The sequence below is a fragment of the Nocardia cyriacigeorgica genome (genome assembly GCF_010858045.1).
GTDB lineage: Bacteria > Actinomycetota > Actinomycetes > Mycobacteriales > Mycobacteriaceae > Nocardia > Nocardia cyriacigeorgica_E.
The window spans coordinates 50,344-75,605 of record NZ_JAAGVC010000022.1; the positions used below are offsets into that span (position 1 = coordinate 50,344).

General features: G+C 69.0%; 24 protein-coding genes. 4 read left to right on the forward strand and 20 right to left on the reverse strand.

Annotated elements, in window-relative coordinates; all coding sequences use genetic code 11:
- The first annotated feature begins 118 nt into the window (after window positions 1-118).
- Both GV790_RS18770 and GV790_RS18775 read left to right on the forward strand, forming a co-directional pair.
- On the forward strand, window positions 119-2,083 hold the full coding sequence (locus GV790_RS18770) for a 2-oxoacid:acceptor oxidoreductase subunit alpha (protein WP_178128104.1): 1,965 nt from the start codon (window positions 119-121) through the stop codon (window positions 2,081-2,083).
- The gene (locus tag GV790_RS18775; protein WP_163814630.1) at window positions 2,080-3,159 is read left to right on the forward strand and encodes a 2-oxoacid:ferredoxin oxidoreductase subunit beta; all 1,080 of its coding nucleotides are present in this window, start codon (window positions 2,080-2,082) and stop codon (window positions 3,157-3,159) included. Before GV790_RS18770 ends, GV790_RS18775 begins: the two co-directional genes overlap by 4 nt.
- Before the next feature lie 8 nt (window positions 3,160-3,167).
- On the opposite strand, the gene GV790_RS18780 is transcribed toward GV790_RS18775, so the two are convergent.
- The 3 genes from GV790_RS18780 to hisS all read right to left on the reverse strand — a co-directional run bounded on the left by GV790_RS18780 (window position 3,168) and on the right by hisS (window position 6,239).
- On the reverse strand, window positions 3,168-4,172 hold the full coding sequence (locus tag GV790_RS18780) for a malate dehydrogenase (protein WP_163814631.1): 1,005 nt from the start codon (window positions 4,170-4,172) through the stop codon (window positions 3,168-3,170).
- A gap of 93 nt (window positions 4,173-4,265) precedes the next feature.
- On the reverse strand, window positions 4,266-4,916 hold the full coding sequence (locus GV790_RS18785; RefSeq protein WP_163814632.1) for a hypothetical protein: 651 nt from the start codon (window positions 4,914-4,916) through the stop codon (window positions 4,266-4,268).
- Window positions 4,917-4,961: 45 nt separating this feature from the next.
- A complete protein-coding gene (gene hisS, locus GV790_RS18790; protein WP_163814633.1) occupies window positions 4,962-6,239 on the reverse strand; it encodes a histidine--tRNA ligase in 1,278 nt (425 codons plus the stop codon).
- Window positions 6,240-6,423: 184 nt separating this feature from the next.
- Here hisS and GV790_RS18795 point away from each other — a divergent pair, with 184 nt between their 5' ends.
- Both GV790_RS18795 and GV790_RS18800 read left to right on the forward strand, forming a co-directional pair.
- Window positions 6,424-7,302, forward strand: coding sequence for a peptidylprolyl isomerase (locus GV790_RS18795; protein ID WP_163814634.1), 879 nt, complete (start codon window positions 6,424-6,426; stop codon window positions 7,300-7,302).
- A 405-nt stretch (window positions 7,303-7,707) separates the two neighbouring features.
- Window positions 7,708-8,334 carry a hypothetical protein gene (locus tag GV790_RS18800; protein ID WP_163814635.1) on the forward strand — a complete coding sequence of 209 codons (627 nt, stop codon included), beginning with the start codon at window positions 7,708-7,710 and terminating at the stop codon, window positions 8,332-8,334.
- A 59-nt stretch (window positions 8,335-8,393) separates the two neighbouring features.
- Here GV790_RS18800 and GV790_RS18805 read toward each other — a convergent pair whose 3' ends face one another.
- The 17 genes from GV790_RS18805 to GV790_RS18885 all read right to left on the reverse strand — a co-directional run bounded on the left by GV790_RS18805 (window position 8,394) and on the right by GV790_RS18885 (window position 25,019).
- Window positions 8,394-8,780 (reverse strand): DUF4913 domain-containing protein, encoded by a 387-nt coding sequence (locus GV790_RS18805; RefSeq protein ID WP_036537879.1) that lies wholly within the window; start codon window positions 8,778-8,780, stop codon window positions 8,394-8,396.
- Window positions 8,767-10,611: a type IV secretory system conjugative DNA transfer family protein gene (locus GV790_RS18810; RefSeq protein WP_163814636.1), complete on the reverse strand. Its 1,845-nt coding sequence runs from the start codon at window positions 10,609-10,611 to the stop codon at window positions 8,767-8,769. The genes GV790_RS18805 and GV790_RS18810 overlap by 14 nt, the downstream gene beginning before the upstream one ends.
- A 35-nt stretch (window positions 10,612-10,646) precedes the next feature.
- Window positions 10,647-11,258 carry a hypothetical protein gene (locus GV790_RS18815; RefSeq protein ID WP_280499278.1) on the reverse strand — a complete coding sequence of 204 codons (612 nt, stop codon included), beginning with the start codon at window positions 11,256-11,258 and terminating at the stop codon, window positions 10,647-10,649.
- A complete protein-coding gene (locus tag GV790_RS18820) occupies window positions 11,255-12,937 on the reverse strand; it encodes a peptidoglycan DD-metalloendopeptidase family protein (protein WP_163814637.1) in 1,683 nt (560 codons plus the stop codon). The genes GV790_RS18815 and GV790_RS18820 overlap by 4 nt, the downstream gene beginning before the upstream one ends.
- A gap of 16 nt (window positions 12,938-12,953) precedes the next feature.
- Window positions 12,954-13,262: a transposase gene (locus GV790_RS18825; RefSeq protein WP_014351781.1), complete on the reverse strand. Its 309-nt coding sequence runs from the start codon at window positions 13,260-13,262 to the stop codon at window positions 12,954-12,956.
- On the reverse strand, window positions 13,259-15,367 hold the full coding sequence (locus tag GV790_RS18830; protein WP_163814638.1) for a hypothetical protein: 2,109 nt from the start codon (window positions 15,365-15,367) through the stop codon (window positions 13,259-13,261). The genes GV790_RS18825 and GV790_RS18830 overlap by 4 nt, the downstream gene beginning before the upstream one ends.
- Before the next feature lie 7 nt (window positions 15,368-15,374).
- Window positions 15,375-16,865: an SCO6880 family protein gene (locus tag GV790_RS18835; RefSeq protein WP_163814639.1), complete on the reverse strand. Its 1,491-nt coding sequence runs from the start codon at window positions 16,863-16,865 to the stop codon at window positions 15,375-15,377.
- Window positions 16,862-18,337, reverse strand: a complete 1,476-nt coding sequence (locus GV790_RS18840; RefSeq protein ID WP_163814640.1) for a hypothetical protein — start codon at window positions 18,335-18,337, stop codon at window positions 16,862-16,864. The genes GV790_RS18835 and GV790_RS18840 overlap by 4 nt, the downstream gene beginning before the upstream one ends.
- A gap of 107 nt (window positions 18,338-18,444) precedes the next feature.
- Window positions 18,445-19,263, reverse strand: a complete 819-nt coding sequence (locus GV790_RS18845; protein ID WP_163814641.1) for a hypothetical protein — start codon at window positions 19,261-19,263, stop codon at window positions 18,445-18,447.
- Window positions 19,260-19,862: a hypothetical protein gene (locus GV790_RS18850; protein ID WP_280210560.1), complete on the reverse strand. Its 603-nt coding sequence runs from the start codon at window positions 19,860-19,862 to the stop codon at window positions 19,260-19,262. Before GV790_RS18850 ends, GV790_RS18845 begins: the two co-directional genes overlap by 4 nt.
- Window positions 19,863-19,945: 83 nt before the next feature.
- On the reverse strand, window positions 19,946-20,215 hold the full coding sequence (locus tag GV790_RS18855) for a hypothetical protein (protein ID WP_228806469.1): 270 nt from the start codon (window positions 20,213-20,215) through the stop codon (window positions 19,946-19,948).
- Window positions 20,216-20,223: 8 nt separating this feature from the next.
- Window positions 20,224-20,520, reverse strand: a complete 297-nt coding sequence (locus GV790_RS18860; protein ID WP_014351788.1) for a hypothetical protein — start codon at window positions 20,518-20,520, stop codon at window positions 20,224-20,226.
- A 61-nt stretch (window positions 20,521-20,581) separates the two neighbouring features.
- Window positions 20,582-21,004: a hypothetical protein gene (locus tag GV790_RS18865; RefSeq protein WP_163814595.1), complete on the reverse strand. Its 423-nt coding sequence runs from the start codon at window positions 21,002-21,004 to the stop codon at window positions 20,582-20,584.
- Entirely contained in the window at window positions 21,001-21,642 is a 642-nt protein-coding gene (locus GV790_RS18870) for a hypothetical protein (RefSeq protein WP_163814642.1), read from the reverse strand. Before GV790_RS18870 ends, GV790_RS18865 begins: the two co-directional genes overlap by 4 nt.
- Window positions 21,639-22,514 carry a MinD/ParA family ATP-binding protein gene (locus GV790_RS18875; protein ID WP_163814643.1) on the reverse strand — a complete coding sequence of 292 codons (876 nt, stop codon included), beginning with the start codon at window positions 22,512-22,514 and terminating at the stop codon, window positions 21,639-21,641. Before GV790_RS18875 ends, GV790_RS18870 begins: the two co-directional genes overlap by 4 nt.
- A gap of 15 nt (window positions 22,515-22,529) precedes the next feature.
- Window positions 22,530-23,441, reverse strand: a complete 912-nt coding sequence (locus GV790_RS18880) for a hypothetical protein (protein WP_175585943.1) — start codon at window positions 23,439-23,441, stop codon at window positions 22,530-22,532.
- Between the two features lie 57 nt (window positions 23,442-23,498).
- Window positions 23,499-25,019 carry a cutinase family protein gene (locus GV790_RS18885; RefSeq protein WP_163814644.1) on the reverse strand — a complete coding sequence of 507 codons (1,521 nt, stop codon included), beginning with the start codon at window positions 25,017-25,019 and terminating at the stop codon, window positions 23,499-23,501.
- Window positions 25,020-25,262 lie beyond the last annotated feature (243 nt).

Genomic DNA, 25,262 nt, shown 5'->3' on the forward strand with positions numbered 1-25,262 from the left:
TCCGCCACGCTGACGTGCTGCGACGCGCCCAGGATCGCCCACTTTCCCGGCAGCCCACCCGCCGAGCGGAGTAGGTTGGCCAGGGGCAGCTCTCTTCGACAGGAAGTGAAGCAGGCACATGGTCGACCACCACGACATCGCGGGCCGGGCAGCAGTTCCCGGCTCGACAGTGCGGGCCGCCACCCCGGTGGATCGGGTAGTGATCCGCTTCGCGGGCGATTCCGGCGACGGCATGCAGCTGACGGGCGATCGTTTCACCCATGAGGCGGCCGCCTTCGGCAACGACCTCGCCACCCAGCCCAGCTTCCCGGCCGAGATCCGCGCACCGCAGGGCACACTGCCCGGGGTGTCGTCGTTCCAGATCCAGATCGCCGACCACGACATCCTCACCGCGGGCGATCAGCCCGACGTGCTGGTGGCCATGAACCCGGCCGCGCTCAAGGCCAATCTCGGCGATCTGCCGCGCGGTGGCACCGTCATCCTCGATACCGACGAATTCACCGCACGCAACCTGGCCCGCGTCGGCTACACCAGCGATCCGCGCACCGACGGAACATTGGCCGATGTGGTGGTCCATCCGGTGCCGATGAGTTCGCTGACGCTGGCCGCCACCGAAGCGGCCGACGTCGGCAAGAAGGCCGCCCAGCGCGCCAAGAACATGTTCGCGCTCGGCTTGCTGTCGTGGATGTACGGGCGCGAACTCGGCGGCACCGAACGCTTCATGCGGGAGAAGTTCGCCGACTCCCCCGCCGTCGCCGAGGCCAATATCCTGGCCTTTCACGCCGGCTGGAACTACGGCGAGACCACCGAGAGTTTCGCGACCACCTACACCGTCGCCCGCGCGGCCCTGCCGCCCGGCACCTACCGTCAGATCACCGGCAATACCGCGCTCGCCTACGGGTTGATCACCGCGGGCCGGCTGGCGGGCCTGCCGGTCTTCCTCGGCTCGTATCCGATCACCCCGGCCTCCGACATCCTGCACGAATTGAGCAGGCACAAGAGCTTCGACGTCACCACCTTCCAGGCCGAGGACGAGATCGCGGGCATCGGCGCAGCGCTCGGCGCCGCCCTCGGCGGAGCGCTCGGCGTCACCAGTACTTCCGGGCCGGGACTGTCGCTCAAGAGCGAGACGATCGGTCTGGCCGTGATGACCGAACTGCCGCTGGTGATCATCGATGTCCAGCGCGGCGGCCCGTCCACCGGCCTGCCGACCAAGACCGAACAGGCCGATCTGCTCCAGGCCCTCTACGGGCGCAACGGCGAATCACCGGTCGCGGTGCTGGCGCCACGCTCACCCGCGGACTGCTTCGACGCCGCCGTCGAGGCGGCCCGTATCGCACTGACCTATCGCACGCCGGTACTGGTGTTGTCGGATGGCGCGATCGCGAATGGCTCGGAGCCGTGGGCGATTCCGCGGGTGGAGGAGCTCGCACCCATCGATCCCGGCTTCGAAACCGAAGCGCCCGCCGAGGGCCCCTTCCAGCCCTACGCCCGCGACCCGGAGACACTGGCCCGCCCGCTCGCGGTGCCGGGTACGGCCGGACTGGCCCATCGCATCGGCGGTCTGGAGAAATCCGATGGCAGCGGCGAGATCTCCTACGATCCGGCCAACCACGAACTGATGGTGCGGTTGCGGCAGGCCAAGATCGACGCGATCACCGTCCCGGCAGTCGAGGTCGACGACCCGGACGGCCGCGCCGAACTGCTGCTGGTGGGGTGGGGCAGCTCCTTCGGCCCGATCGGCGAGGCCTGCCGGCGAGCGCGCCGACGCGGCGTCCCGGTCGCACATGTGCATCTGCGCCACCTCAACCCGCTGCCGCCGAATCTGGGTGAGCTGCTGCGCGGCTACCGCACCGTGGTCGCGCCGGAGATGAACAGCGGGCAGCTCGCGATGCTGCTGCGGTCCCGCTACCTGGTGGATGTCCGGCCGTGGACCAAGGTCGCTGGCACCGCGTTCTCCGCTCAGGAACTCGTCGGCGTCATCGACGCCGCACTCGACGGATCACTCGACGATATGGAACAGGACAAGGCCTTCGCCGCCAGGGCGCGGGCCACCTATCGCAGCCCCGGGGGCCGCTCATGACCATCATCGACCTCACCGCAACCGGCGCCTTTCTCGGCATGCCCGACGCGTCGGGCACCGCGGCGGTGCCGCGCTCGGACAGCCCGCAGCGCGCCAAGGATTTCGCCTCCGACCAGGAAGTGCGCTGGTGCCCCGGATGCGGCGACTACGTCATCCTGGCGACCGTGCGTGGTTTCCTAGCCGAACTCGGGGTGCGCAAGGAGAACCTGATGTTCGTTTCCGGGATCGGCTGTTCGAGCCGCTTCCCGTACTACCTCGACGCCTACGGCATCCATTCCATTCACGGCCGCGCACCCGCCATCGCCACCGGCCTGGCGGTGACGAGACCGGATCTGTCGGTGTGGGTGGTCACCGGCGACGGTGACGCGCTCTCGATCGGCGGCAACCACCTGATCCACGCGCTGCGCCGCAACGTCAACCTGACGATCCTGCTGTTCAACAACCGGATCTACGGCCTGACCAAGGGCCAATACTCCCCCACCTCGGAACCGGGGAAGGTGACCAAATCGACCCCGATGGGGTCGGTGGATCACCCGTTCAACACGCTGTCGATGGCGCTCGGCGCCGAAGCCACCTTCGCCGCGCGGGCACTGGATTCCGATCGCGCCGGGCTCACCGAGGTGCTGCGCGCGGCCACCGCACACCGGGGCGCCTCGTTCGTGGAGATCTTGCAGGATTGCCCGATCTTCAACGACGGATCCTTCGATGTGCTGCGCCGCGGCGACAGCGAGTCCCGGCTGATCCCGCTGCGTCACGGGCAGCCCGTCGTCTTCGGCGCCGATGGTGAATTCGCTGTCGTACGCGATGGTTTCGGGCTCGCGGTGGCACGCACCGCCGATGTCGGCGAGCGCGAGATCATCGTGCACGATGCGCACACCGACGCGCCCGAATACGCCTATGCCTTGTCACGGCTGTCGGATCAGGGGCTCGAGCACGTCGTCACCGGCGTCTTCCGTGACGTCACCCGCCCCACCTACGACGACGCCGTGCGCGCCCAGACCGCGGCGGCGAAGCAGGGCCGTCGCGCCGATCTGCAAGAACTGCTGACCGGTACCGAAACCTGGACGGTCGGCTGAGCGGCGGCTCAGGCCGGTTTCGCGAACCCCAGATCGATCACCGCACCGCGTTCGGCGTCGAGCTCGGCGACCGAGGCGTCGATCCGCGCACGGGAGAACTCGTCGATCTCCAGATCCGGCACGATGGTGTACCCGCCGTGGGCGCACGTCACCGGGAACGAGCTGATCAGACCCTCGGGTACGCCGTAGGAGCCGTCGGAGGGCACCGCCATCGACACCCAGTCGCCCGCGCTACCCAGCACCCAATCGTGGATGTGGTCGATCGCGGCGCTGGCGGCACTGGCGGCCGAGGAAGCGCCGCGGGCCTGGATGATCGCGGTACCGCGCTGCTGCACGGTGGGCACGAAGTCCTCGCGCACCCAGCCGGAGTCCACCATCTCGAGCGCCGGACGGCCGGCGACGGTGGCGTGGGTGAGGTCGGGGTACTGGGTCGCCGAGTGGTTGCCCCAGATCGCGACCCGCTCGATCTCGGCGGCCGCGGCTCCGGTCTTCTTGGCCAGCTGGGCGATGGCCCGGTTGTGGTCGAGCCGGGTCATCGCGGTGAACCGCTCGGCCGGTACGTCAGGGGCGTTGGTCATGGCGATGTAGGCATTGGTATTGGCCGGGTTGCCCACTACCAGCACCTTGACGTCGTCAGCGGCGCTGGCGTTGATCGCCGCGCCCTGATCGGTGAAGATCGGGCCGTTGGCGGCCAGCAGATCCGAACGCTCCATCCCCGCGGTGCGCGGGCGCGCGCCGACCAGCAGCGCGATATTCGCGCCGTCGAATCCTTCCCACGGATCGTCGCTGATATCGACCGATTCCAGCAGCGGGAACGCACCGTCCTCGAGTTCCATCGCGACACCTTCCAGCGAGGCGACCGCGGCCGGAATCTCGAGCAGACGCAGCCGGATCGGGGTATCGGGGCCGAGCATGGCGCCGGAGGCGATCCGGAAGAGCAATCCGTAGGCGATCTGGCCGGCCCCGCCGGTCACGGCGACGGTCACGGGCGCGGGTCGGGCGGCAGCACTCACAGCGACTCCTCAGCGGTCGGCCGGATGATCGGGCTTTTTCCACCCTAGCCAGCCGCACGGCCGGAGTCGGCCGACCGTGAGGTAACAGACATCTCAGCTCAGTTCGGCCACTTCGCTATCGGTCAGCACCACCGGTGAGACGTAGTCCTTGGCGCGGACGAGGGTGACCGCCCGATAGAGCGGACGCTCCCCCAGCCCGGCATCGCGCGCCTCGGCGCGCAGCTGATGCACCAGCATGTCCGAGACCGCGACCGCGGTCGCCAGCTGGCTGGCGGCCAGCCCGTCGGCCAGTTTGCGCAGGCCGAGCAGATGCAGTTCGCGACCGCTGCCCGCGTCGGTATACATCGCCAGCGGGATGATCTGGGTATCCGGCCCGGCGGTCACGCGCAGCACGATTCGGCTCAATCGGCCCGGATATACCAGGATCTCCACGCCAGTCGCCTCGGCGAGCGGGATCCGGCGCTCACCGAAGAGCGTGCGGGCGTGAATCGTATTGCCGCGCAACCACATCCGCCGACGCCGCAGCGCCAGCGCGTAGCCGACTGTTGGCGCGCCGACGACGAGACCGATGAGGACGGCGATCGGCCAGCTCACCCACACCGCCGCCAGCAGCGCGGCACCGACGCCGACGCCGATGGCGGCCAGGGACAGGCGCCGCAGCATCGGCGCGTACACCTCGGGAGCGACCAGGTCGAGCCCGATCGGCGGATCGGATTCGCCCGGTGTGGGAGTTGGTTCGGTCACGGTCGCGCTGTCGTCCTCACGGCGGGATATGTCCCGGGCACCGTACTACTCCGCGCGATGCAATGCGGCGGTAACGGCGCCCACCACCTCGCCGAGCGGGATCTGGCGCTGGTCGCCGGTGGCCATGTTCTTGAGCCCGATGGTCTGCTCGGCCAGATCGCGGTCGCCGAGGACCAGGGTGAACTTCGCCCCGGAGCGATCGGCCGCCTTCATCGCGCCCTTCACCCCGCGCCCGCCGTAGGCCAGGTCGACCCGCACCCCGGCGGCGCGCAGCTGTGCGGCCAGCACCACCATGCGCTGAGTCGCGGCTTCGCCCAGCGGAACGCCGAAGACCTCGCAGCGCGCCGGATCGCCCGCCGTTTTGCCCTCGGCGGCCAGCGCGAGCACGGTGCGGTCGACGCCGAGACCGAAACCGATTCCCGACAGCGCCTGCCCACCCAGCTCGGCCATCAGGCCGTCGTAGCGGCCGCCGCCGCCGATCCCGGACTGGGCGCCGAGCCCGTCGTGCACGAATTCGAAGGTGGTCTTGGTGTAGTAGTCCAGCCCGCGCACCATCCGCGGGTTCACCACATACGGCACGCCCAGCGCGTCGAGGTGGCCGAGTACCTGCTCGAAATGGGTTTTCGCCGATTCCGACAGGTGATCGATCATCAGCGGCGCGTCGGCCGTCATCTCACGCACCTGCGGACGTTTGTCGTCGAGCACGCGCAGCGGGTTGATCTGGGCGCGGCGGCGGGTCTCCTCGTCCAGCGGCAGCGCCAGCAGGAACTCCTGCAACAGCTCGCGGTACTGCGGGCGGCAGGTCTCATCGCCGAGCGAGGTGACCTCGAGCCGGAAGCCGTCCAGCCCCAGACCGCGGAAGCCGGCATCGGCCACGGCGATGACCTCGGCATCCAGCGCTGGATCGTCGATGCCGATGGCCTCGATGCCCACCTGCTGGAGCTGACGGTAACGGCCGGCCTGCGGGCGCTCGTAGCGGAAGAACGGGCCGGAATAGCACAGCTTGACCGGCAGCTGCCCCCGATCGAGGCCGTGCTCGATGACCGCGCGCATCACTCCGGCGGTGCCCTCGGGCCGCAGCGTGACGCTGCGATCGCTGCGGTCGGAGAAGGTGAACATCTCCTTGCTCACCACATCGGTGGACTCGCCGACACCACGCGCGAACAGCTCGGTGTCCTCGAAGACCGGCAGCTCGATATGCCCGTACCCGGCGAGTCGGGCGGCGCGGATCAGGCCGTCGCGCACCGCGACGAACTCGGCCGAGCCGGGGGGCACGTAGTCCGGTACCCCCTTCGGGGCGGAGAAGCTGCTGGTCTTGGTCACGATGGTCCAGTTTCCCTCACTACCGTGCCTCGAGTCCAACCGGTTTGTCCGCGCGGGTCGCGGCGGGTGCCGGGCGGTCTCAGGTAGAGATGGCACACTCTTAGCCGAACATGACACTTTCGTAGTGAGAGAACAGCGCACGGCCGGTCTCCGGGCCAGGCCGCCGCACGGGAGGAACGTGGTAGTGCCGAGCAACGAACAGCGTCGAGCGGCAGCGAAACGCAAGCTGGAGCGCCAGCTGGCCAACCGGGCCGCGCGGGCGCGCAAGCGCAAGCAACTCACCATCGCCATGTCGGCGCTCGGCGTCGTCGTCGCGGTCGCGGCGGTGACCGGCGTGTACTTCCTGACCCGCGGTGAGGACAACGACAACACCGCGGCCGAGACGCCGGACGCCTCGCTGTCGAGCACCCCCATCGCCGCGCCTCCGCCGCCGGCCAAGGCCAAGCCCGCCACCGTCAGCTGCGCCTATCCCGACAGCCCCAAGCCCGCCGACAAGCCGGCGCAGAAGCCGCGCACCGAGGGCATCCAGACCACCGGCGACAACGCGACGCTGAGCATCAGCATGGAGACCAGCCAGGGCCCGATCGGCCTGACGCTCAACAACGCCGAATCGCCGTGCACGGTGAACAGTTTCGCCAGCCTGGCCGGTCAGGGCTTCTTCGACGGCACCAGCTGCCACCGCCTCACCCAGGGCCCCGGCCTGGAGGTGCTGCAGTGCGGCGATCCTACCGGCACCGGCATGGGCGGACCGGGCTACCAGTTCGACAACGAGTACCCCACCGATCAGTTCGCCCCCGATGATCCGGCCCTGCAGGAACCGATCGCCTACAAGCGCGGAGTCATCGCCATGGCCAATGCCGGGCCGGGCACCAACGGAAGCCAGTTCTTCCTGGTCTACGGCGATTCCCAGCTGCCGCCGAACTACACCATCTTCGGCACCGTCGACGAGACCGGGCTCGCCACCCTGGACAAGATCGCCCAGGCCGGGCAGGACGAGTCCAACGGCCCCGGCGACGGCAAGCCGAACCAGCCGGTGACGCTGAATTCGGTCCGCATCGACTGATTTCCCGTCCCTCGAGATCGGGCCCGCGACCGCACTGGTCGCGGGCCCGATCTATCGGTGGCGAACCTGCTCCGGCGCCGTCATCGTTCGGCCGTTTCGACCTCGAACCGAAGATCATCCGGCGAGTTCGGTTCCGTGCCGGAAATGTGCGATATATGCTGATGAGCGGTCCGCTAGGAACGACTGGGCCGGGTGTTCTCGGGTAATCTCGTAATACGGAGTGCGCGTAGCGAAGTCGGCGGCGCGAGCTCCCGGTGTTCGCACAGGCGGGCCAGGGATCGCCGGGCGGCCACCTTTCGCATGGCGGTTGTATCGATGACGTAAGAAGTCGATGACATATGAAGCGGCGTTCATGACGAAGCACCACAATCATCCATAGGGATCACCGCAGCATCGGGAGCAGCCATGTCCGAGGAACTGGACGATATCGGCCGGGAAACCGCGGCCATGATGAAGACCATGTTGCAGATCGCGACCCTGGTCGCGCTGAAAACCCGGGAGCGTGGTCAGAAGGAAGCCGAGGCCAGAGCCAAGCTCACCGAGGCCAAGATCAAAGAAGCGCGTGAGGCGCAGATCCGTGAGGCCCGCGAATCCAAGTCCAAGGATCCGCGCAATATCGAACTGGCCCAGATGATTTCCCGGCCCGCGCCGGAGAAGACGCTCGGCCAGGAGAAGGTGATGGGGCTGGCGCAGCAGGCCACCGCCACGGTCGAGCGCGAGAGCATGCCCTACCGGGGTGTTTCGCTGCACAAGGACCGGCCCTCCTCGCTCCCCGCCCCCACCGGCGGGTCCATCGCCGCCGCCACGGCCAAGGCCGCCATCCGCTACGACTCCCCGGAACGCCGCGCCGCGCTGGCCGCACATCTGGCCAAGATCGGTATCGCGCCGGAAATCGCCGCGGTGCGCATGTTCATGGAGATCGGCCAGGCCAAGCCGCCCATCGAGGCCATCCGCACCCGCCCCGAGCCTGGTCTGGAAATCCTCACCGGCAGGGACCAGGAGCGCACCCGCGGACTCGAACGCACCCGCTGATCACACCGTTCGTCCGGCGCCCGTCGAATTCGGCGGGCGCCGCGTCGTCTTCGGACCGCTCAGGTGGTGCGGCTGTATTCGTCGGGGTTGCTGAACAAGCCCTCCGGATAGGTGGCGACCGGGAGCCTGGTGAGCATCTCCTTGTGTCCGTGCCGCACACTGCAGTACTTGAACGGGCCCTTCGGGTCGAACAGGACCGCCATGTGCTTATCGGCATGGTTGAGCAACCAGATGCTCATCCCCGTGGTCGGATCCTGCCGGAAGAATTCGAAGGCCCGCCACACCGCCTCCAGCCGGGCCACCGCTTCCTTGTGCCGCCACCATTCCGGGCACCACACGGTGTCGTTGATGTCGGTGACCTGTCGCTGATACAGCCCGGTCAGGTAGTTGTGCACGAACTCCCCGACATCGTGGTATTCGGTTTCCGGCTGCTCATTGCTGGTCAAGTGGACGAACCTCCTCGATCTGGCCGGAACCGGCACCCGGTTCCGCTGACGGTATTGCCTTGCTCAGCGACGGCGCCGGGATCAGATCGGTGATCACGGTCTTGCGCTGCGGATCGTGCTGCTCGATCGACTGCTGCACCGCTGCCGCGTAATCGCCTTCCCACCAGGGGACGGTGCGCACCAGCACCGGCGGCGCACCGGAGGGGAAGACGATGACCCGCCCGCGCGGCAGGGTCGCCAGCGCCTGCACCGTGAAGGTCTTCGACGAACCCAGCGAGCGCGAATAACTCTTGCTGCCCTTGGATTCCGATACCGACGCCGAAATCGACGAATGCTCGCCGATCGCCTCGGAACGCTCACGCAAGAAGTTCGTATCGTCGACGCCGCTGCCGAGCACCTTGATATTGGCCGCCGACCACAGGGCGTTCATGCCGGCTTCGCCCCAGCAACGCACGCCCTGGGCCCACGATTGCAGCACGGTCATCACCACGATGCCGCGCGAACCGAAATGGCTGTACTGCTTGGGCAGATCCTTCCAGCGAACCACGTTGGCGGCCTCGTCCAGCACGGCGAGCAGCGGTATCGGCAAGCGTCCGCCCGCCGACCGCGCGGCCTTGCGCATGGCGATATCGATCACCGCCTCGGTCAGCGCACTGACCAGTGGTGAGGCCGACCCCCGGCCCTCGAGCGAGAGGCTGTAAAGGGTGCCGTTGCGCTCGATGAAATCCAATTCGTCGAACTGCTGGCGACTTCCGCCGGGGGTGACCCACGGGTGCACATTGGTGAGCTTGAGGCAGCGCACCATCTTCTTGGCGGTACCGAAGATACCGCTGCGCGTGCGGTCGTCGGTGTTGTATTGCGAGGCCAGGCCGGAGGCGGTGAAATCGTGCCCGGTATCGCGCAGCAGCTGAATCGGCTCGATATTGCCCGGGTTGGTGACCCACTCCCACACCTGGGTGATCGGTTTGCCGCCGACCGCCGCGGCGAGAAACAGCCCGGCCAGCAGATCTTCGGCTTCCGGATCGAAGAACGCGTCGGTCTTGGCGTCGGAACCGTCGTCGCCGTCGGCGAAATGGCCGGCCAGCCGGGCGGCGCGCATTTCGCAGCCTTCGTGGCGGGCATCCACCCAGCCCAGCGGATCCCAATACCAGCTGGCCTCCTCGCCCGCCACGCCCTGCGGGTCGAAGACGAAGGTGGGCGATCCCTTGGCCGCGCGGACGTCACGGGTCGCGTCGACCACGTCACGCTTGTTCGAGGTGGCGAGCACGGGACCGATGGCGGTGAGGATGGCCGGGATGACGCGGGAGGTCGACTTGCCCTGACGCGGCCCCCAGATATCGAGGTGCAGATCCTCATACGAGCCGTACAGCATCACACCGTCGGCGACGCCGATACCGATGGGCACACCGGGAGCGTCGTCGTAGCCGAGGCGCACGCCGAGTTGCTTGGCCTTCTCGCGCACGCCGGCCTCGGTGAGCGAGGCGATGGCGCTGCCGTTGCCCATCACGTCGGCCTTGTCGTCGACGCCGAGCCTGCCCTTGTTGCGGCGGGCCTGCAGCCGCCGCCGGATGACCACCACGGCGATGGCCGTGGCGATGACGAGCAGCAGGATGACGGTCGCCCCGCGCGGCCAGTGCAGTTTGCCGCGGATCAAACCGGCCACGATCTCGATCGGGTTCACCGGGATGTCCTGGCGGGTCACCGCGAGCAGATTGCCCAGATGCAGGGCCAGCCACAGGGTGGCGAGGACGGCGCCGACCACGTAGATCAGGATGAGGGTGCCGTCGGGTCCGACAACTGCCGGATCCTTCACCGGTTTCTTTTTCGCCATACCTGCCTCCTGATTGATCCGTGTGGAAAGCGTTGTCACCGATAGCCGTCGAGCCGCCAGCCGTCCGGGGTGCGGACCACGGTGGCGATGACGGTGGCGGGCGGTAGCGGCTCCTCGCGTCCGTCGGGGTAGACGACGGTCTGTTCGATGCCGATCTTGAATTGCTGCACGTTCGGATCCGCACCGGCCGGCGCCTTCTCGCCGGACGCGAAGGTGAAGGCGTCGATCCTGGCGCCCGCGTCTGCCCACTCGGCCCAGCGCAGGGACGGTTTGGGAGTCTCGCCGCCGGTGCTGGCGCCCTCCACGACGCGAATCAGGCTGGGACCGAGCCATTTCCGTGCCCGCACCAGTGACGCGCCCTGATCCTCGCCGACCGGATTCCAGGTGTAGATCTCACGCAGGGCCGCGACCGCCACGCCCTCGGGCGTGACCGGGTCCGGTGCCGGAACAGCTTCGAGCTGACGGGTGGTCGAAGTAGCGGGTCCGCTGCCCGGACCTGCCTGCCCGTCGTCTTCGCGACCGCAGGCCGCGCTCATCATCGCGATGCCCGTCACCAGCACCACCACCAGTTTCGCCCGCGCCGATACCCTGCTCTTCCAGGCTAACCGTCCCCGCCGCCGGTTCGGCGCTGCCGCACGCGTGTTCACAGCACTCTCCTCGCTCGTGCGTCGCCGGGCACCGGCGCCTCGGCCACCCCACCCGCGGAACCCGCGGTCGCGCCCGGCGCGGAGCGGATCATCTGCCCGTCACCGGCGTAGACGCCCACCTGCGCGGGACCACGCGGTCCGAAATCGCTGAACACCAGGTCACCCGGCTCGATCGCGCTCAACGGCACCTCCACTCCGGCTTCCCACTGCTGTTCGGCAGTGCGCGGCAGGGTGATCGAGCCCGAGGACGCCGCGAAGACCGCCGCCGCGGTCAGACCCGGACCGTCCAGGCCGCCGCCGGTGGGCCCCTGCGGGCCACCGCCGCCCCACACGTACGGGGTGCCGAGCCACTCGTGGGCCGCCTGCACGACCTGGCTGCCCTCGGTCCCCTCCCCCGGCACGAATCGTCCGAGCGATCCCGGCGCACGGTACTGCGGCTCCATCGCCAGGATGTTCGCCACGTACGGGTGGGTCTCGGAATAATGCGCGGCAACCTGATTCGGCATGCCGCCGGAGGCGAGTACGGCGCCCTCACCGGCGTTGTAGGCGGCCAGCGTCAAGGAGACCAGATCACCCTGCACCCGGCCCTGCGACAGCCAGCCGGAGATCTTGTGCGCGATGGCGCACATATAGCGACCCTGACCGACGATGGCGTCACCGTCGTCCCACACACTGGCCACACCATTGCCGTCGGCATCGATCACATACGGTTGGCCGTCATCGGGATTGATGCTCGCCGCCGTTCCCGGGAGGAACTGCGCCAATCCCTGCGCGCCCGCGGGCGAGGTGGCGCCCCGGCGGAAGCCGGACTCCTGCCTGCCCTGGGCGGCCAGCAGCGACGGCGTGATCTCCGGGCAGATCGAACCGGCGCGCCGGTACCAGATCTCGAGTTCGGGCGGAACCTTGCCATCGGCGAGCGCTCCTCCCGCGCTGCCGAAGCCACGCACACAGCGTGGGTCGTCGGAGAACGCGCGCGCACCACCGACATCCGGAGTCGGGGCGCCCTCCAGCCACGGCATCGGATCTATCTGACGGCCACCGGTGAACCGCCCACCCGGCACCACCTCGAAATGCAGGTGCGGGCCGCTGGATTCGCCGGCCGAGCCGACATAGCCGATATGCTGCCCGGCCCGAACGGTCTCCCCCACCCGCACCAGGACGCCGCTGTCCCACATATGGCCGTACACCGCCGAATACGCGCGGCCGTTGGTGTCGACCGAGTCGACAACGATCCAGTTACCGAATCCGGACGCCGGACCGGCCGCGACCACCCGGCCGTCGCCGACCGAGAAGATCGGCGTGCCGTCGGCGGCCGCCATGTCCACACCCTTGTGCCCGCCACCGCGCGAGCCGAAGACGTCGGAAATGCTGTAGGTGCCGGTGGCCAACGGCAACGTCCGCCGCAGCGACCCGACACCGGCGGCCAGCGACGGCGTCGCGGTGACGGCCGGATTCGCCTGCGCCGCAGGTGTGCCCGTGCCGGATGTGGGCGAGGCACCGGCGGCCCGTGGATCGCCGGGCGCATAACCACCCAGCGGCGGCAGCATCGTCTGGGTGGGACCGAGAACCTCGCCGCCCTCGCACGGGTCGTCCACCGAGGGCAGCACGATCACCACCACCAGCGTCATCAGGCCGAGCGCGGCTCCGACGACGAGCGCCAGCACCGAGCGCACGTTCATGACACCCTCGCAGGGTTCACGTGCGGCGCCGGGCTTCGTTGAGCGTGTCGGCCAGCGCCCGGTTCATCTCCGCCGCCGCCGCCAACTGCTGCTGCAACAGTGCGACCTTGCGGCGCAGGGCGACGGCGTCCATCCGTTCCAGGCTCGGGCCTTCCGCGGCCCGCACCCAGTTGCGCACCGAATTGGTATGCACGCCGATCTGTTCGGCGACCACCCGGCACGCCTCCGATTCGCTGCGTAGTTTTCCGGTGAGCGCGATGACCTGCTCGACGGCGGCGTCACGCACCTCGGGCGACACTTTGCGATAAGACCGGTGCGGCATCATGCTGCGCTCCCACCCGCCGAATCCGAACCACCCGGTTCCGGGCCGCCCGCAGGGCCCGGCACCCGATTGAACTCGTCGAAACGCTGGTTGGTGTCGTGGATTCCGCTTTCCTTCTCCGACAACGTGAACTCCATGTGGAACGGAATTCCCGGCCTGCGGTCCTCGCCGATCTTCAGCAGGAACTTGCCGGTGCCCGGCGGAGACGGCCGCACCTGCCCGGGCTTGAGCGCCTCGCCGGTCAGGGCCTGCGGCGCCGACCATCCGGTGACCATCTCCTCTTCGGCCGCGGTGAACGGAATCGTGCTGTCGAGGCGTTTGATCTCCTCGGCGGGCAGCGCACCGAAAATCTTGGCGCGCGCCCGTTCCAGGAAACCGAGCGCCTTGGCGATGGCCGCTTCCGAACCCAGCGACTGCAAATCCTTGATGGTGTGGCTGATCATGATCAGCGCGGTGGCGATGCCACGTTGCAGACGAGTCAGTTCGTCGACGCGGTCGACCATGAAATCGCCGAGGCCGAGCACCTGCCACAGCTCGTCCATCACCACCTGGAAATAGCGTTGTGGCGCCATCCCCGCATCGGTGAGCGTGTGCGCGGCCTCCACGGCGGCGAATCCGTCGGCCCAGCAAGCCAGCATGACCGCGGCCTTGAGCTTCTTGTCGCCCTGCGGGATATGCGAGACGTCGATGCACACCGCGACCGAATCGGTATCGATGGGCACCGAGGTCTGGCCGTTGAACACCGCGCCGAATGGCCCCTGGGTGAGCGCGCGCAGCGACCGGCGCAGATTCTTGATCGCCACCTGGTATTCGGACTCGTTGTCCGCGCCGGCGTCGAGCATCAATTCCTCGCCGCCCGCGACGATCACCTCGAGCAGGTTGTCCATGATGGGCGGCTTGTCCGGGGTGAACCCGCTGCCCGGCCGGTACAGGATGCGCAGGGCGGTGGAGATGAGCGTCTCCTCGAAATCGCGCACCCGCGCACCGCGTACCAACTCGACCAGACCGGCGATCAGCGTCACCTGCCGGGCCCGCAGATCCTGCAACACCTGCAATTGCAGGGCGGGAAGGTGATCGAGCTGCGGCACCACCTGGCCGAGCACGCCCGCGGCCAGCGGGTTGAGCTTGCCGTGACCGTAACCGAGATCGATCACCTGGCCGCCGACCATCTCCACCATCTTGCGATAGTCGGGCTTGACGTCGGCCAGGATCAACGGCGTGATGCCCTGGGCGATCCCGCCGAGCACGATCCGACGCACCAGCGACGATTTACCGAAGCCGTTGAGCCCGAGCACGAACAGGCTCGGCGCGGTGATGAAGCTACCGCGCATGAACCAGTTCATCGGGTCGAAGCAGACCGGCGCCCCGGTGTGCAGATGCGAACCGAGCGGAGTACCGATCAGCGGCGCGCCGGCACCGACCGACCACGGCCACAGGCCCGCGACCTGTGCGGTGGTGGCGCGATACTCGACGGGCCTGCCCACCACGTTCATCCGGCCGCCGCCCGGGCCCGCATAGCCGCGGTCGGTGAGCTGTGCGGTCTGCCGGTCGAAGCCGTCGACGTAGGTCTGCTCGGCGCGGGCGGCGTAGTTGCGGCGGCGAATATCGTCGGTGCGGATACGGAAGGTGGCCCAGGCCGCGCGCAGCCCGGACTGCTCCCGGCTGATCATCTCCAGCCGCGCGCGGGTGTCGTCGTCGAGCAGCGGCGGCCCGGACTGTTGCCGCTTGTCCGCCTTGGCTTTCGCCCGCTGTGCGGCCCGATCCTGCCTCGGATTGCGCATCGCGCGGTCGGCGGTCTTGTCGAACTTCACCGGGCGTGCCCGCGCGGCATCGGTGCGGTTGGGGCGGGCGCGTCCACCGCGACCTGGCTGTGCACCGGCGGCCTTGTCGGTGCCCGGTACGTCGGCACGCGAGCGTTCACCGTCGGGTCGTGGCGCACCGGCGCGCGGACGACGTCCGCCCGTGCCGCGCCGCTCCCGGGCGGGCTCCTCCCGTGGGGTCTCGCGCCGACGCTCGGGGCGTGCCCATTCGTCGTGATCGGCCTCGGTCCGCCGGGGCCGGCGGACGTCCTCGCGCTCCCGTACGGGTGGCTCGTGCTCGCGTGCCATCAATCGCTCACCCCGCAAGTGCTTTCGGAATCGTCGCGTGTTCGGGCAGGATCACTCCGCAGCCGAGTGAGGCCGCGAAGGCCGCCGCCTGGTAGCGGTAGCACCGCCGGATCTTCAACCGCGCCTGGGTGGACAGGTCACGGGTGATCGCCTCGATCCGCGGCAGATCACCGCGCAGGGGCTCGGTGATGGTCACCAGCGCCCCGAAGCGGGTCACGCCGTGTCCACGCGCCTGCTCCTCGCGGGCCTGCTGGGTGGCGCCGACCCGCAGGGTCGCCGACGCGGAGACGACTCCGCGTTCGCTCTGCTGCGCCACCAGCGCGTTCTTGAAGTCGTCATCGACGATCTCGGCGGCGTCGGCGGCTGAATGCGGACGGTACACGATCGCGATACGCTTACGCGGCACTTCGGGATTCGGGGCGAGCAGCCGCTGCAGGACCCGTTCGTCGACGGCGCCCTCGGGGGCCGCGTCCATCTCCCAGGTGACCGAACGACCACCGTCGTGCACGAAGTGATCCCACTTCTCGTCGTGCGAGACCGGGCCCGCGTCGGCCCAGTCCAGGCCGTGGCCTTCGGGTTCGCCCGCGGCCACCTCGAGATCGGCCTGCGAGGCGGGATCGTAGCTGCGCCGGATGAACGAGATCACCTCATCGGCCGACATCGGCTGCGCGCGCACGCCCGCCTCGGCCAGGGCGGCGCAGATGCCGGGCAGCCTGCGCCCGATCTCCACCGCTTCCTCGGCCGGGTTCTTGCGGCGCTCGGCCGTGGTGGCCTTGAACGTGATGGCCACCCGCGGCAGCAATTGCACGCGCTCCTGCGGCAATTCGGTGGCCAGCTCGTACATCACCTGCTGGGCCAGCTCCGGCGCCTCCGGCCGGGTGATCGTGGATACCTCGGTGAGCAGCCGGTTCCCGGTTTCGGGCACGGTGTCGATCACCGGGACGACGGCGACGATATCGCTGGTCTGGCCCACCGAGGCGAGGAAGGTGCCCCAGGCCGAGACCCAGCGGTCGATCACCGGCTGGTCGACCGCCTCATGGCCCTGCGGCCAGGCCCGCAGCACCACGGTGTACTGGGCGAACTGCGGCAGATGGATCATGCCGAAGCTGTAGCCGCCCGCGTCGATGCCCTCGTACAGCTTCGACGGAGCCAGCAGCCCGGGCAGCCGGGTGACCCCGCCGGGGATCCGGGAGAACCGGCCGCCGCGGTACACGTGCTCGCCGCGACTGCGCGAACGCATCCAGTTGAACATCATCAATCCCGTCTCGTAGCCGGAGCGGCCCCCCGTCCGCCACACCAGTGGAACCATGATTGCGACGCCGACGCCACCCACGATCAGCCCCCATTGGAAACCGCCGACCATCGCGGTGATCAGGGCGGTGATCACGACGACGAAACCGAGCACGGTCTCTTCCCAGCGCAGGCCGAAAAGGCCGGCGCTGCGCGGTTTCTGCCACAGGCCGTAGGAACGGCGCTCGTAGGTGTCGAGGTTCGTCATCGCGGAATGGTGCTCCTCCCGAGGTCGGGTGAGCGGTTGGCCCAGCGGTCGCCCGCGACATCACCCATGACTTGATCTGCCCGGTTCATCCCGGAGGTGGCGGCCCTGGCCGCGCCGATCCGGCCCGCCGCGCGCGCCGCACCGGACGGTACCCCGGCCGCCCCGGCGGGTGCGCCGGAGGCCCGTGGCGGTTGGCCCGCCGCACCTCCGCCGCCGCCTCGGGGTGGCGGCGCAGGTCGGGGTGCGCCGCCCCCGCGCCCGCCGCTACCACCGGGCGGCGGGCTACCCGCACCGCCGAAGTATCCGGCCGACCCGGGCGCCGCGGCGCCCTTCACCCCGACGGCCTTGGTGCCGGCGAGGGCACCGATGCCCGCGGCGGCCAGCAGCGTGCCGCCGGTCGCGGTCAGACCGGAGCCGCCGCTGCCGACGATCGCCACGGCCGGGGTGACCAGGCGCATCAGCGCGGGCAGCACGAACGCCACGCTGCACAACAGCACGATCGAGACCAGCATGCGCTGGGCCTGTTCGGCATCCGGCAGCCCGGAGGTGGAGGTCAGCTCGTCGACGTGGCCCGCGGTGGTGAACGCGATCATGTAGACGATGGCGGCGACCGGTTTCCACAGCATGAACGCGATGATCCAGCCCACCAGCTTCTGATAGGACTGCTTACCGGTGTTCATCCCCGACGCCGCGGCCGCCAGGGGCAGCACTCCGGCGGCGATCACCAGCAGGCCCTGCCGGACGATGGCGAGCACGATCTGCGCCAACGCGCCGAGCAGGCCGACGATCGCGATGATCAAAACCAAACCTGGCGAGAAGGCTTGCAGCTTACTGGTTTTCACCATCAGCTCGGCCAGGTTCTTGGCATTGCCGTTGGTGGAATCGTTGATGATCCACTCGGCGAACCGATCCGAGGCCACCGTGCCCGCGACGATCACCGCACCGAGCATCCAGGAGCTGAACACCACCCGCGCGAACATCCGGAACGATTCGGCCGCTTCGTTCATCACGGCCCCGCGTCTGGCTTCGGCCAATCTCAGGCCCGAGATCATCACCGACGCGATGAGCAGCAGAATCTGTACCTGATAGGTGTAGTCGTTGATCTTGGTGAACAACGCGCCGGAATCACTGACGGCTTCGTTGGGCACCTTCATCCAAAAGGTCAGCGCCAGGATGATCGCCTCGCCGAGACCCTTCATCAGCGAATCGACGACCTTGCCGAAGGTCGAATCCCAGGCCTTGTCCTTCACCGCGGTCGCGGCCTGGCCGGGATGGGAGGCCGCATTGCCCGCCTTGCACACCGCCGAGGCCGCGTCACCGAGCGAGACGCCGGGAATGCCGACGTTGTCGAGGGTTTCGTGGATCTCGTTGCATGCCTCGTCGAAGCCGTAGGTCTGGCCGTAGGCCACCGTCGGCGTCGCGATCATCACCGTGAAGATGACCGCGAAGATCGTGACAATCCGCCTCACCATGGGAACCCCTCGGTCTCGTGCGGGGAATCGGTCCGGTCGAGCTGTTCGCCTGTCACCCTCGTGCGCTTTCCCTGTGCGTGTGGCCGTCTCGGTACTGTGCGATGCCGTCACCATGCCGTCCACCCCTCGAGCGTTTCGATGTACTCCGCCGGCGGGTTCTCCGAGGTGGTCGGCTTCAGCCGCCAGTCACCGGCGTCCCACACCATGATCATCCGCATCGCCACCCACAACTGCTTGCCGTCCACCACCTGCGCGCGGGTGGCCAGTCGCACGATGGCCATATCGTCGGCGTAATCGTCGACCTTGAACGCATCGGAGGCGACGAAATACCTGGTCACGCTTTCCGGCTGCTGTTCGGGCAGCCGATCGGCCTCCAGCGCGCGATCGTAGGCCGCGATCTGCTGCGCCGACACCCGCACCTGCCGCACATACAGATCCCGGTGCGCCGGTCGGGCATTGAGCCGGTAGGTGATCTGCGCCGCGGCCAGCGCCGCACCCTGCGGGGTGTGCGCGTAGCCCACCGCGAGACCGTCTTCGATGCGCGTCGGGCCGTCGGAGGTGGAGAACGGCACCGAAGCGCCGTACACCCGCTGCCAGCCACGCGGTTGCGTGGTTCCGGCAGGCGCCGCGGTCAGCCAATCCGGGTCCGAGGGCTTGGCCTGCGATTCGGGATTCTGCGGAAGCGGCTGTCCCGCGGGGTTGTTCGGGATGTCGACCCTGCGACCGAAGATGTCGACCTCCGGTTCGGCGAATCCCTCCGACCCCGGCCCGTCGACCACCGAGACGCTGCCCTGGCCGGCCGGCTCGTCATCGCCGCCGACATAGACGAAGACCCCGACGATCACGATGAGCGTCAGCACCGCGGCGGAGGCGACGACGCCGAAGGAGACGCGATCGCGCGCGTACGGCTCCTTCTTCTCGCTCACTGCGGGGCCTCCAATATCACGATGTCGCTGGGTAATTCGTCGATGTCGTCGACCGCGGGTTCGGTCGAGTCCGGGTCGGGCAGCCGTAACCTCCAGTCTTCGCCGAACCATTCGACGACGGTGTGGTTCACCGCCATCGAACTGTCCGAATACTCGGTATAGACGTCCACGGTGGAGCGTTCATCGGTGTATCCGGTGATCTTGTAGCCGAGTAACCGCGGCGCGTACTCCGGTGACGCCGGTCCGGTGATGGACAGCAGCAGCCGATTCACCACCCACTCGTCCTTACCGGGGCCCGGTAACACCTCCGCGGCGACCACCTTCGGCCACTGGCTGTCGGTAGCCACCGACAATCGCACCGTGTGGGTGATGGCGGCGACCGCGGCACCGGGCGGCGAATGATCGAAGCCCGTTGCCGCGCCGTCGGATTCGTGCGCGGGCCCCTGGTCGGTGTGTGGCAGGGCCACTCCCTGGAAGGGCTCCCAGCGTACGTTCGACGGCGGGGTGGACAGGCCGGGGCCCGCGTTGTCGCCGTTCGCGCAGCCGACCGCGGCCAGCAGCATCGTCGCCGCGAACGCGCCCGCGGCCGGTCCGCGCACACCACGCCACCTCGCATGGCGGCAGACGGGCGCACACACTGTGGAGTTCATCGGCTGGTGGTTCTCTGTTCGATGCCGTCGGCTCATGCAGGCAGGAAGGCCAGCGCGATTCCGGAGGCCGTGCTGGCCACCCCCGCGCCGAGCAGACTCATGAGGACGCCGTGCGAGGAGTCGTTCATCGCCAGGTCGCCGCGGAACGCGATCCACAGCTTGCCCGCCGAGACGATCATCCAGGCCAGGCAACCGATGAGCACGAACCACAGCAGCCAGTTCAGCAACTGCATGATCGGCTCGACGACCTCGGCCGGCATCTGTTTGTAGGCCAGCAATTCCATGGCCCGCATACTGGACATCGTCGACCTCACGTCCCGATGACGGCGTTCATGATGGTGCCCGCACTGGTGGCGACGACACCGCCGATCATGGCGCCCGCCACCATCTTCGGCGATTCCAGGCCGCCGCCGGTCCACTTCTCCCAGGCGAATTTACCGCCGGCGTAGGTGATGCCGCAGATGCCCGACAGCAGCACGAACCAGGTCAGGTAGCGCACCAGCTGCAGGATCTTCTCCGACCCGGGAGGCGCCTCGGGTGTCGGATTGCCCACCTGGGCGAGAACGGTGCCGTATGTGTCCTGCACGGCGAGGAGGATCGTGCTCATCGGGTGCCTTTCTCGATGGGTGGAGGGGTGGATATCGACGGCATCGCACACAATTCGCTCATCAGTGCCCCGGTGGGTTGGTGGTCATGGGTGGCCGGTCCCATCCCGGCTGCGCGGGCGGCGCGCCGTTCGGGTTCGAGGCGGCGGGGCCCGGCGGCGGGTTCCACCCCGGTCCGGCGTGCTGACCGTGCGGTGGAACCGGCTGCGGGCCGGGGGCATTCCAGCCGGGCGACTGCCCCGGTGCCGCCCAGCCGTGCGGGGCGGGCGGTGCGGGTGCGCGCCGGCGATCGGAATTCGCGACCCGGAGCAGGACGAAGATCACCACGCCGATGGCGACCAGCGGAAGGCCGATCAGCAGCGCCCAGATTCCCCAGCGACTCGCCTGCAATCCGGCGTCCGTCGCGGGCGGAGCCTCCGGCGTCGGATTGCCCACCTGCGCCAGCACCGCCTGCGCCCCCTCGTGCAGCATCATGGCCGTACTCATCGCATCCCCTCCTCGTTCGCCTCGTCGGCGATGCTCTCGCGGGCGGCCGCGACGATCTCGGCACCGAGATCACGCACTTCCAGCGGAACTTCGTCGAGCGGGTCGATCCTGCGTTTCTTCAGCGGCGGTTCCACCCCCGGTGCCCACACCGGCAGCTTCTCCGGTTCGACGAGGGTCCATTCCTCATACCACGGCACCTGCCACAGCCGCCCGGCCAGCGAGCCGACGACCTCGCGGTAGCGGCGGATCTCGGCGGGCATGCGGCCCGGGCGCGCCGCGACGGTGATCAGCCCGAGCACCTCCGACGGACCGGCGAAACCGGCATGGTGCTGGCGCAGCAGGTCATGGGCGCGGGTCAGACCGGCGATGGTTTCGCGGCATACCAGCACGACGAACGGCGATTCGCGGTCGAAGACGCCGGGCCAGCGGCGGCCCGAATCCGCCGCGGGCGCGAGCACGTGCGCGAGGCTACTGGCTCCGGCCCCGCCGTGCACACCGAGCAACCAGACCAGCGGCGCACGCCCGGCACCGGGCACCGGGCGGTCCCAGATGGGCGCGCGCCGCGACTCCGGTGGGGCGATCACCCCGGCCGGTGTGGATTCGGGTTTGCGGCGGCGAAGATTCATGGCGGCGGTCATGATGCCACCCCGGCGAGAAGACGCCCATACGCTCGACGCGTCTGATCGTCGAGCGAGATGTGGCGCACGAGTTCACCGCGCGCCAGATGCGTGTCGTAGGGGATTTCCACGATGTCGCGAACCCAGCCGGACAGATGTTCACGCAAATGGTCGGCAACTCGGGAATCGACGCCGGGCTGCTGATGCGAGATGACGATGGTGGTGTCGCCGACGATGCCGCTGCCCGGCCCGTCGACGGCGTCGCCGAACTCGTCGTCGAGCCATTCCAGCGTGACGCGCAGCCGGTTGGCGGCGTCGGTTCGCGCCGGAATGGCAAGCACCAGAGCGACATCCGCGTCATCGAGCAGCGGCCGCAGCTGACGTCCGGCAATCGGATGGCCACCGTCGTAGACGGCGGTGTAGCCGGCGTCGTCGATGGCGCGGGCGACCGTGAGATAACTCGCACGCCTGCGCAGCGGTGCCGCATCGCGCCACAGCAGTCCGAACCCGGAGGTCGAGCGCGACAGGCATTCCTTCAGCGGAGCCGGTTCGTCGTCGCCGCGGCCGTACAACCACGACTGCAGGCTGATCGGATGCAGGTGTTCGTCGGCGCCGCGCAGCCCGAGATCACTGCCCGCGGCGGTCGCGTCCACCGCGACGGTCTGCGCCCCCGACAGGGCGAGCTCACCCGCAAGGCCCAACGCCGTCGTGGTGGTCCCCGCACCACCGCAACCGCCCACCACCAGGACCGGCCGATACCCGGTGCGTCCGCCACGGGTGGACCCGCGCTCGCCGCGCAACCGCACCACCGGAGCCTTGCTGCGCCCGGAGCGGTCCGACGGCGCGCCGGCATCCGGCGCATCGTCGAGCCAACGGCTCCAGTCGTCTCCCATCGCTCTGCTCTCCCTCTATCCGGCCGTGATACCCGTGATGAGGGTGCGGCCGCCGATCACCGCGGTGGTGACCATCTGCTTGCTGTAGGTGGCCGGTTGGCCATCGGGCCGGTATTCGGTGACTTCGACCGAGTAGCGGCCCTGTTCGAGGGTCACGATGCGCACACAGTGCGTGGTGCCCTCGGCGATGCTGTCGATGCCGCGCTGGATCACCGAGGCCGGCGAGACCGGCGCGTCGGGAGCGACGACTTCGCGGGCCAGCGCCGCGGAACGGTCGACGTAGTAGGCGTACTGGAAGCGCAGGATCGCGTCGGGGCCGGAGCCGGTGCCGCCGGCCTCCGCGCTGCGCACCACCTCGTCGGTGCGTTCGGTCGGACACCGCTGCGCAGGCCCGGCGGCGGAATCGGAGCTGCCCGCGGTGAACTGGACCGCGGTCTCCTCGCCGGCGCGGCGCTCGCCGGAGCCGCCCAGCAGATACAGCACGCCGGCCGCGGCGGCGGCCAGCAGCAGCACCGTCGCGAGCAGTACCAGGACCGCGCGCGTCCGGCCGCCACCGGAACTCTTCACCGCGGTGCGCAGGTCGCGCGCCGCGCCGAGGCGCACCGGCTCGGCGATCTCCTCCGGATCGTCGTCGGGCCACGGGAACCGGACCACGTCACCATTGCGCGGGGTGTAGTCGTCGTCGGGGCCGGGCGCGCGGTCGGCCACCCAGTCCGACCAGCCGCCGGTGAATTCGCTGCGCCGCACGGGCGGCTCGGGGGGCGCGACGGGTTCCTCGTCGTGGATGTAGTCGGGGTACCTCGCGGGGCCGTCGTCCTCGTCCGCGACCGGCGCGCTCTCCTCGGCGGGGCGTGCCGGGGCGCTCGACCCGGCGTCCGGCTCGAGGGCGTCGTACCAACGATCGAGATGTTTGTACGACTTCAACATTCCCCCATTCCCGCAGATCGGGGCGCGTGGTGTCGCATCGTCGAACCCTCTCGGCGATCAGTTCGTGGAGAACGGGTAGGTGGTGGGTGTGTCGGGTCGTTCGGTCGTCGCGATCGGTTCGATGGTTCGGTCCGCAGTCGCGCCGCCAAAGGAGGCGCCGTCGACTCCTGTCCCAAAGGGAAATTGTCCCGTACCCGATTGGTCAGGTGAAGTCGACGCGCCGGGGCCGGGCTCGGTGAATCCCGGCGCGGGCGCCCGCGGGGCGTCCTGCGTGGTCTCCGAGCCCGGCTGGGGCGCAGTATCGGAACCGAAGGTGCCGGCCAGATCCCTGGCGACGGCGGCGAACCAGTCGGCCACGAACTTCGTCGGAGCGTCGCCGTCGGCCGACACGGTGGCGGTGCCGTAGGCACCGTGCCGCTGGACGGTATCCCAATACCGCACCCAGGTGGTGGTATTGAGCAGTTCTTTGTTGTCGGTGATGTTCTGCACCACGGCGTCGAAGGCCTGATTCACCAGGCGCACGCCGGTGGTGGGCGGGATGAGCTGCGGAATCGCGCCCACCAGTTTGGTGCCGAGGGCGAGCAACGCGGCGGGCGGATTGCTCAGCCCGGCCGTGGCCAAGTCGGCTATGGCGGCCGGGTTCAGCACCGTGCGCACCACGGTGACCACGGCGTTCAGTCCGATCATGCCCACTTTGAGCAGGGCGCGCAGGGCGGCCGGGATGTCGAGCGGGGTGCGCGGGTCGGCGGCATCGGCCAGACGCTGGGAGATCGACTTCTTCGGCGAGATCGACAGACTCGCCAGCGAATTGCCCTGGATATCCTCGTTGACCACCTTCGTCGCGGTCTTGATCGAGGTGTAGGCCAGGGCCTGGGCGACCGAGACCAGCGAGGCGATCGGATCGCCACCACTGAGCTTGGCCTGACCGGCGATCGTGGCCACCGCTTTCAGGATGGGCGCGCCCTCCGGGGCGTCACAGGCGAGATCGCCTGCCGCGCAGAAACTGGCCACCCGCCCGGTGAGCGCGCCGAAGTTCTCGGCCTTGTCGCGTTCGGGACCGATGCCGCCACCGCTGGCGGGTGCCTGCGGCAGCGCCACGATCCGCGCGAGTTCCGCACCGGCGGTCCCGGGCGCGGCGTCGGGCGTGGCCTTGCCCGGCGCACCGGGGAACAGCGGTGCGCCCGGATTGCGGGTCGGGTCGGCGAACAGCGCTACCGCGGCGACCTTTTCGGGCGGCAGCACGCCGCTACCCTGCCCGACTTCCTGAGCGAAGATCGAGGCCACGTGCGCGCCCTGGGAGTAGCCGACGATGCCGAACCTGGTGTTCGGGCAGCGTTCGGCCACCGACGACGCCATGCTGCGCAGCCTCGACAACCCTCCGGCTACCGATTCCGAATACGGCACCACCCCACCGCCGGTGGCACCGCCGAAGCCGGATTCATAAGGCACGTAAGCGCGCTCGACGAGCCCGTCATCTGGGGCTTCGGCCATCATCGGCAGGAAGACCGTGGACAGCATTCCGGTGTCGGTGGTGGGTGCGGCGTCCGGGGACGATTGGCCGGTGCCCTGAATCCCCAAGGCATACAGCGCAGGACAGCTATCAATCGGCAAATTCGTCGACGGGCCCGCGACATTCGGTGCCTGCGCCGCCGCCACACCGCCCGTGACCGTACCCGCGGTAGCGGTCGACACAGCGACGGTGAGCGCGATCAGCAGCCCCGAAAATCGTGTCGTGCATCCAGCCATAGCGACCCGCAATCCGTATTGCAGAAGTTACCTGAGCGCCGTGAAACGCAATAGACCGTAACAGATTCCGGCTAT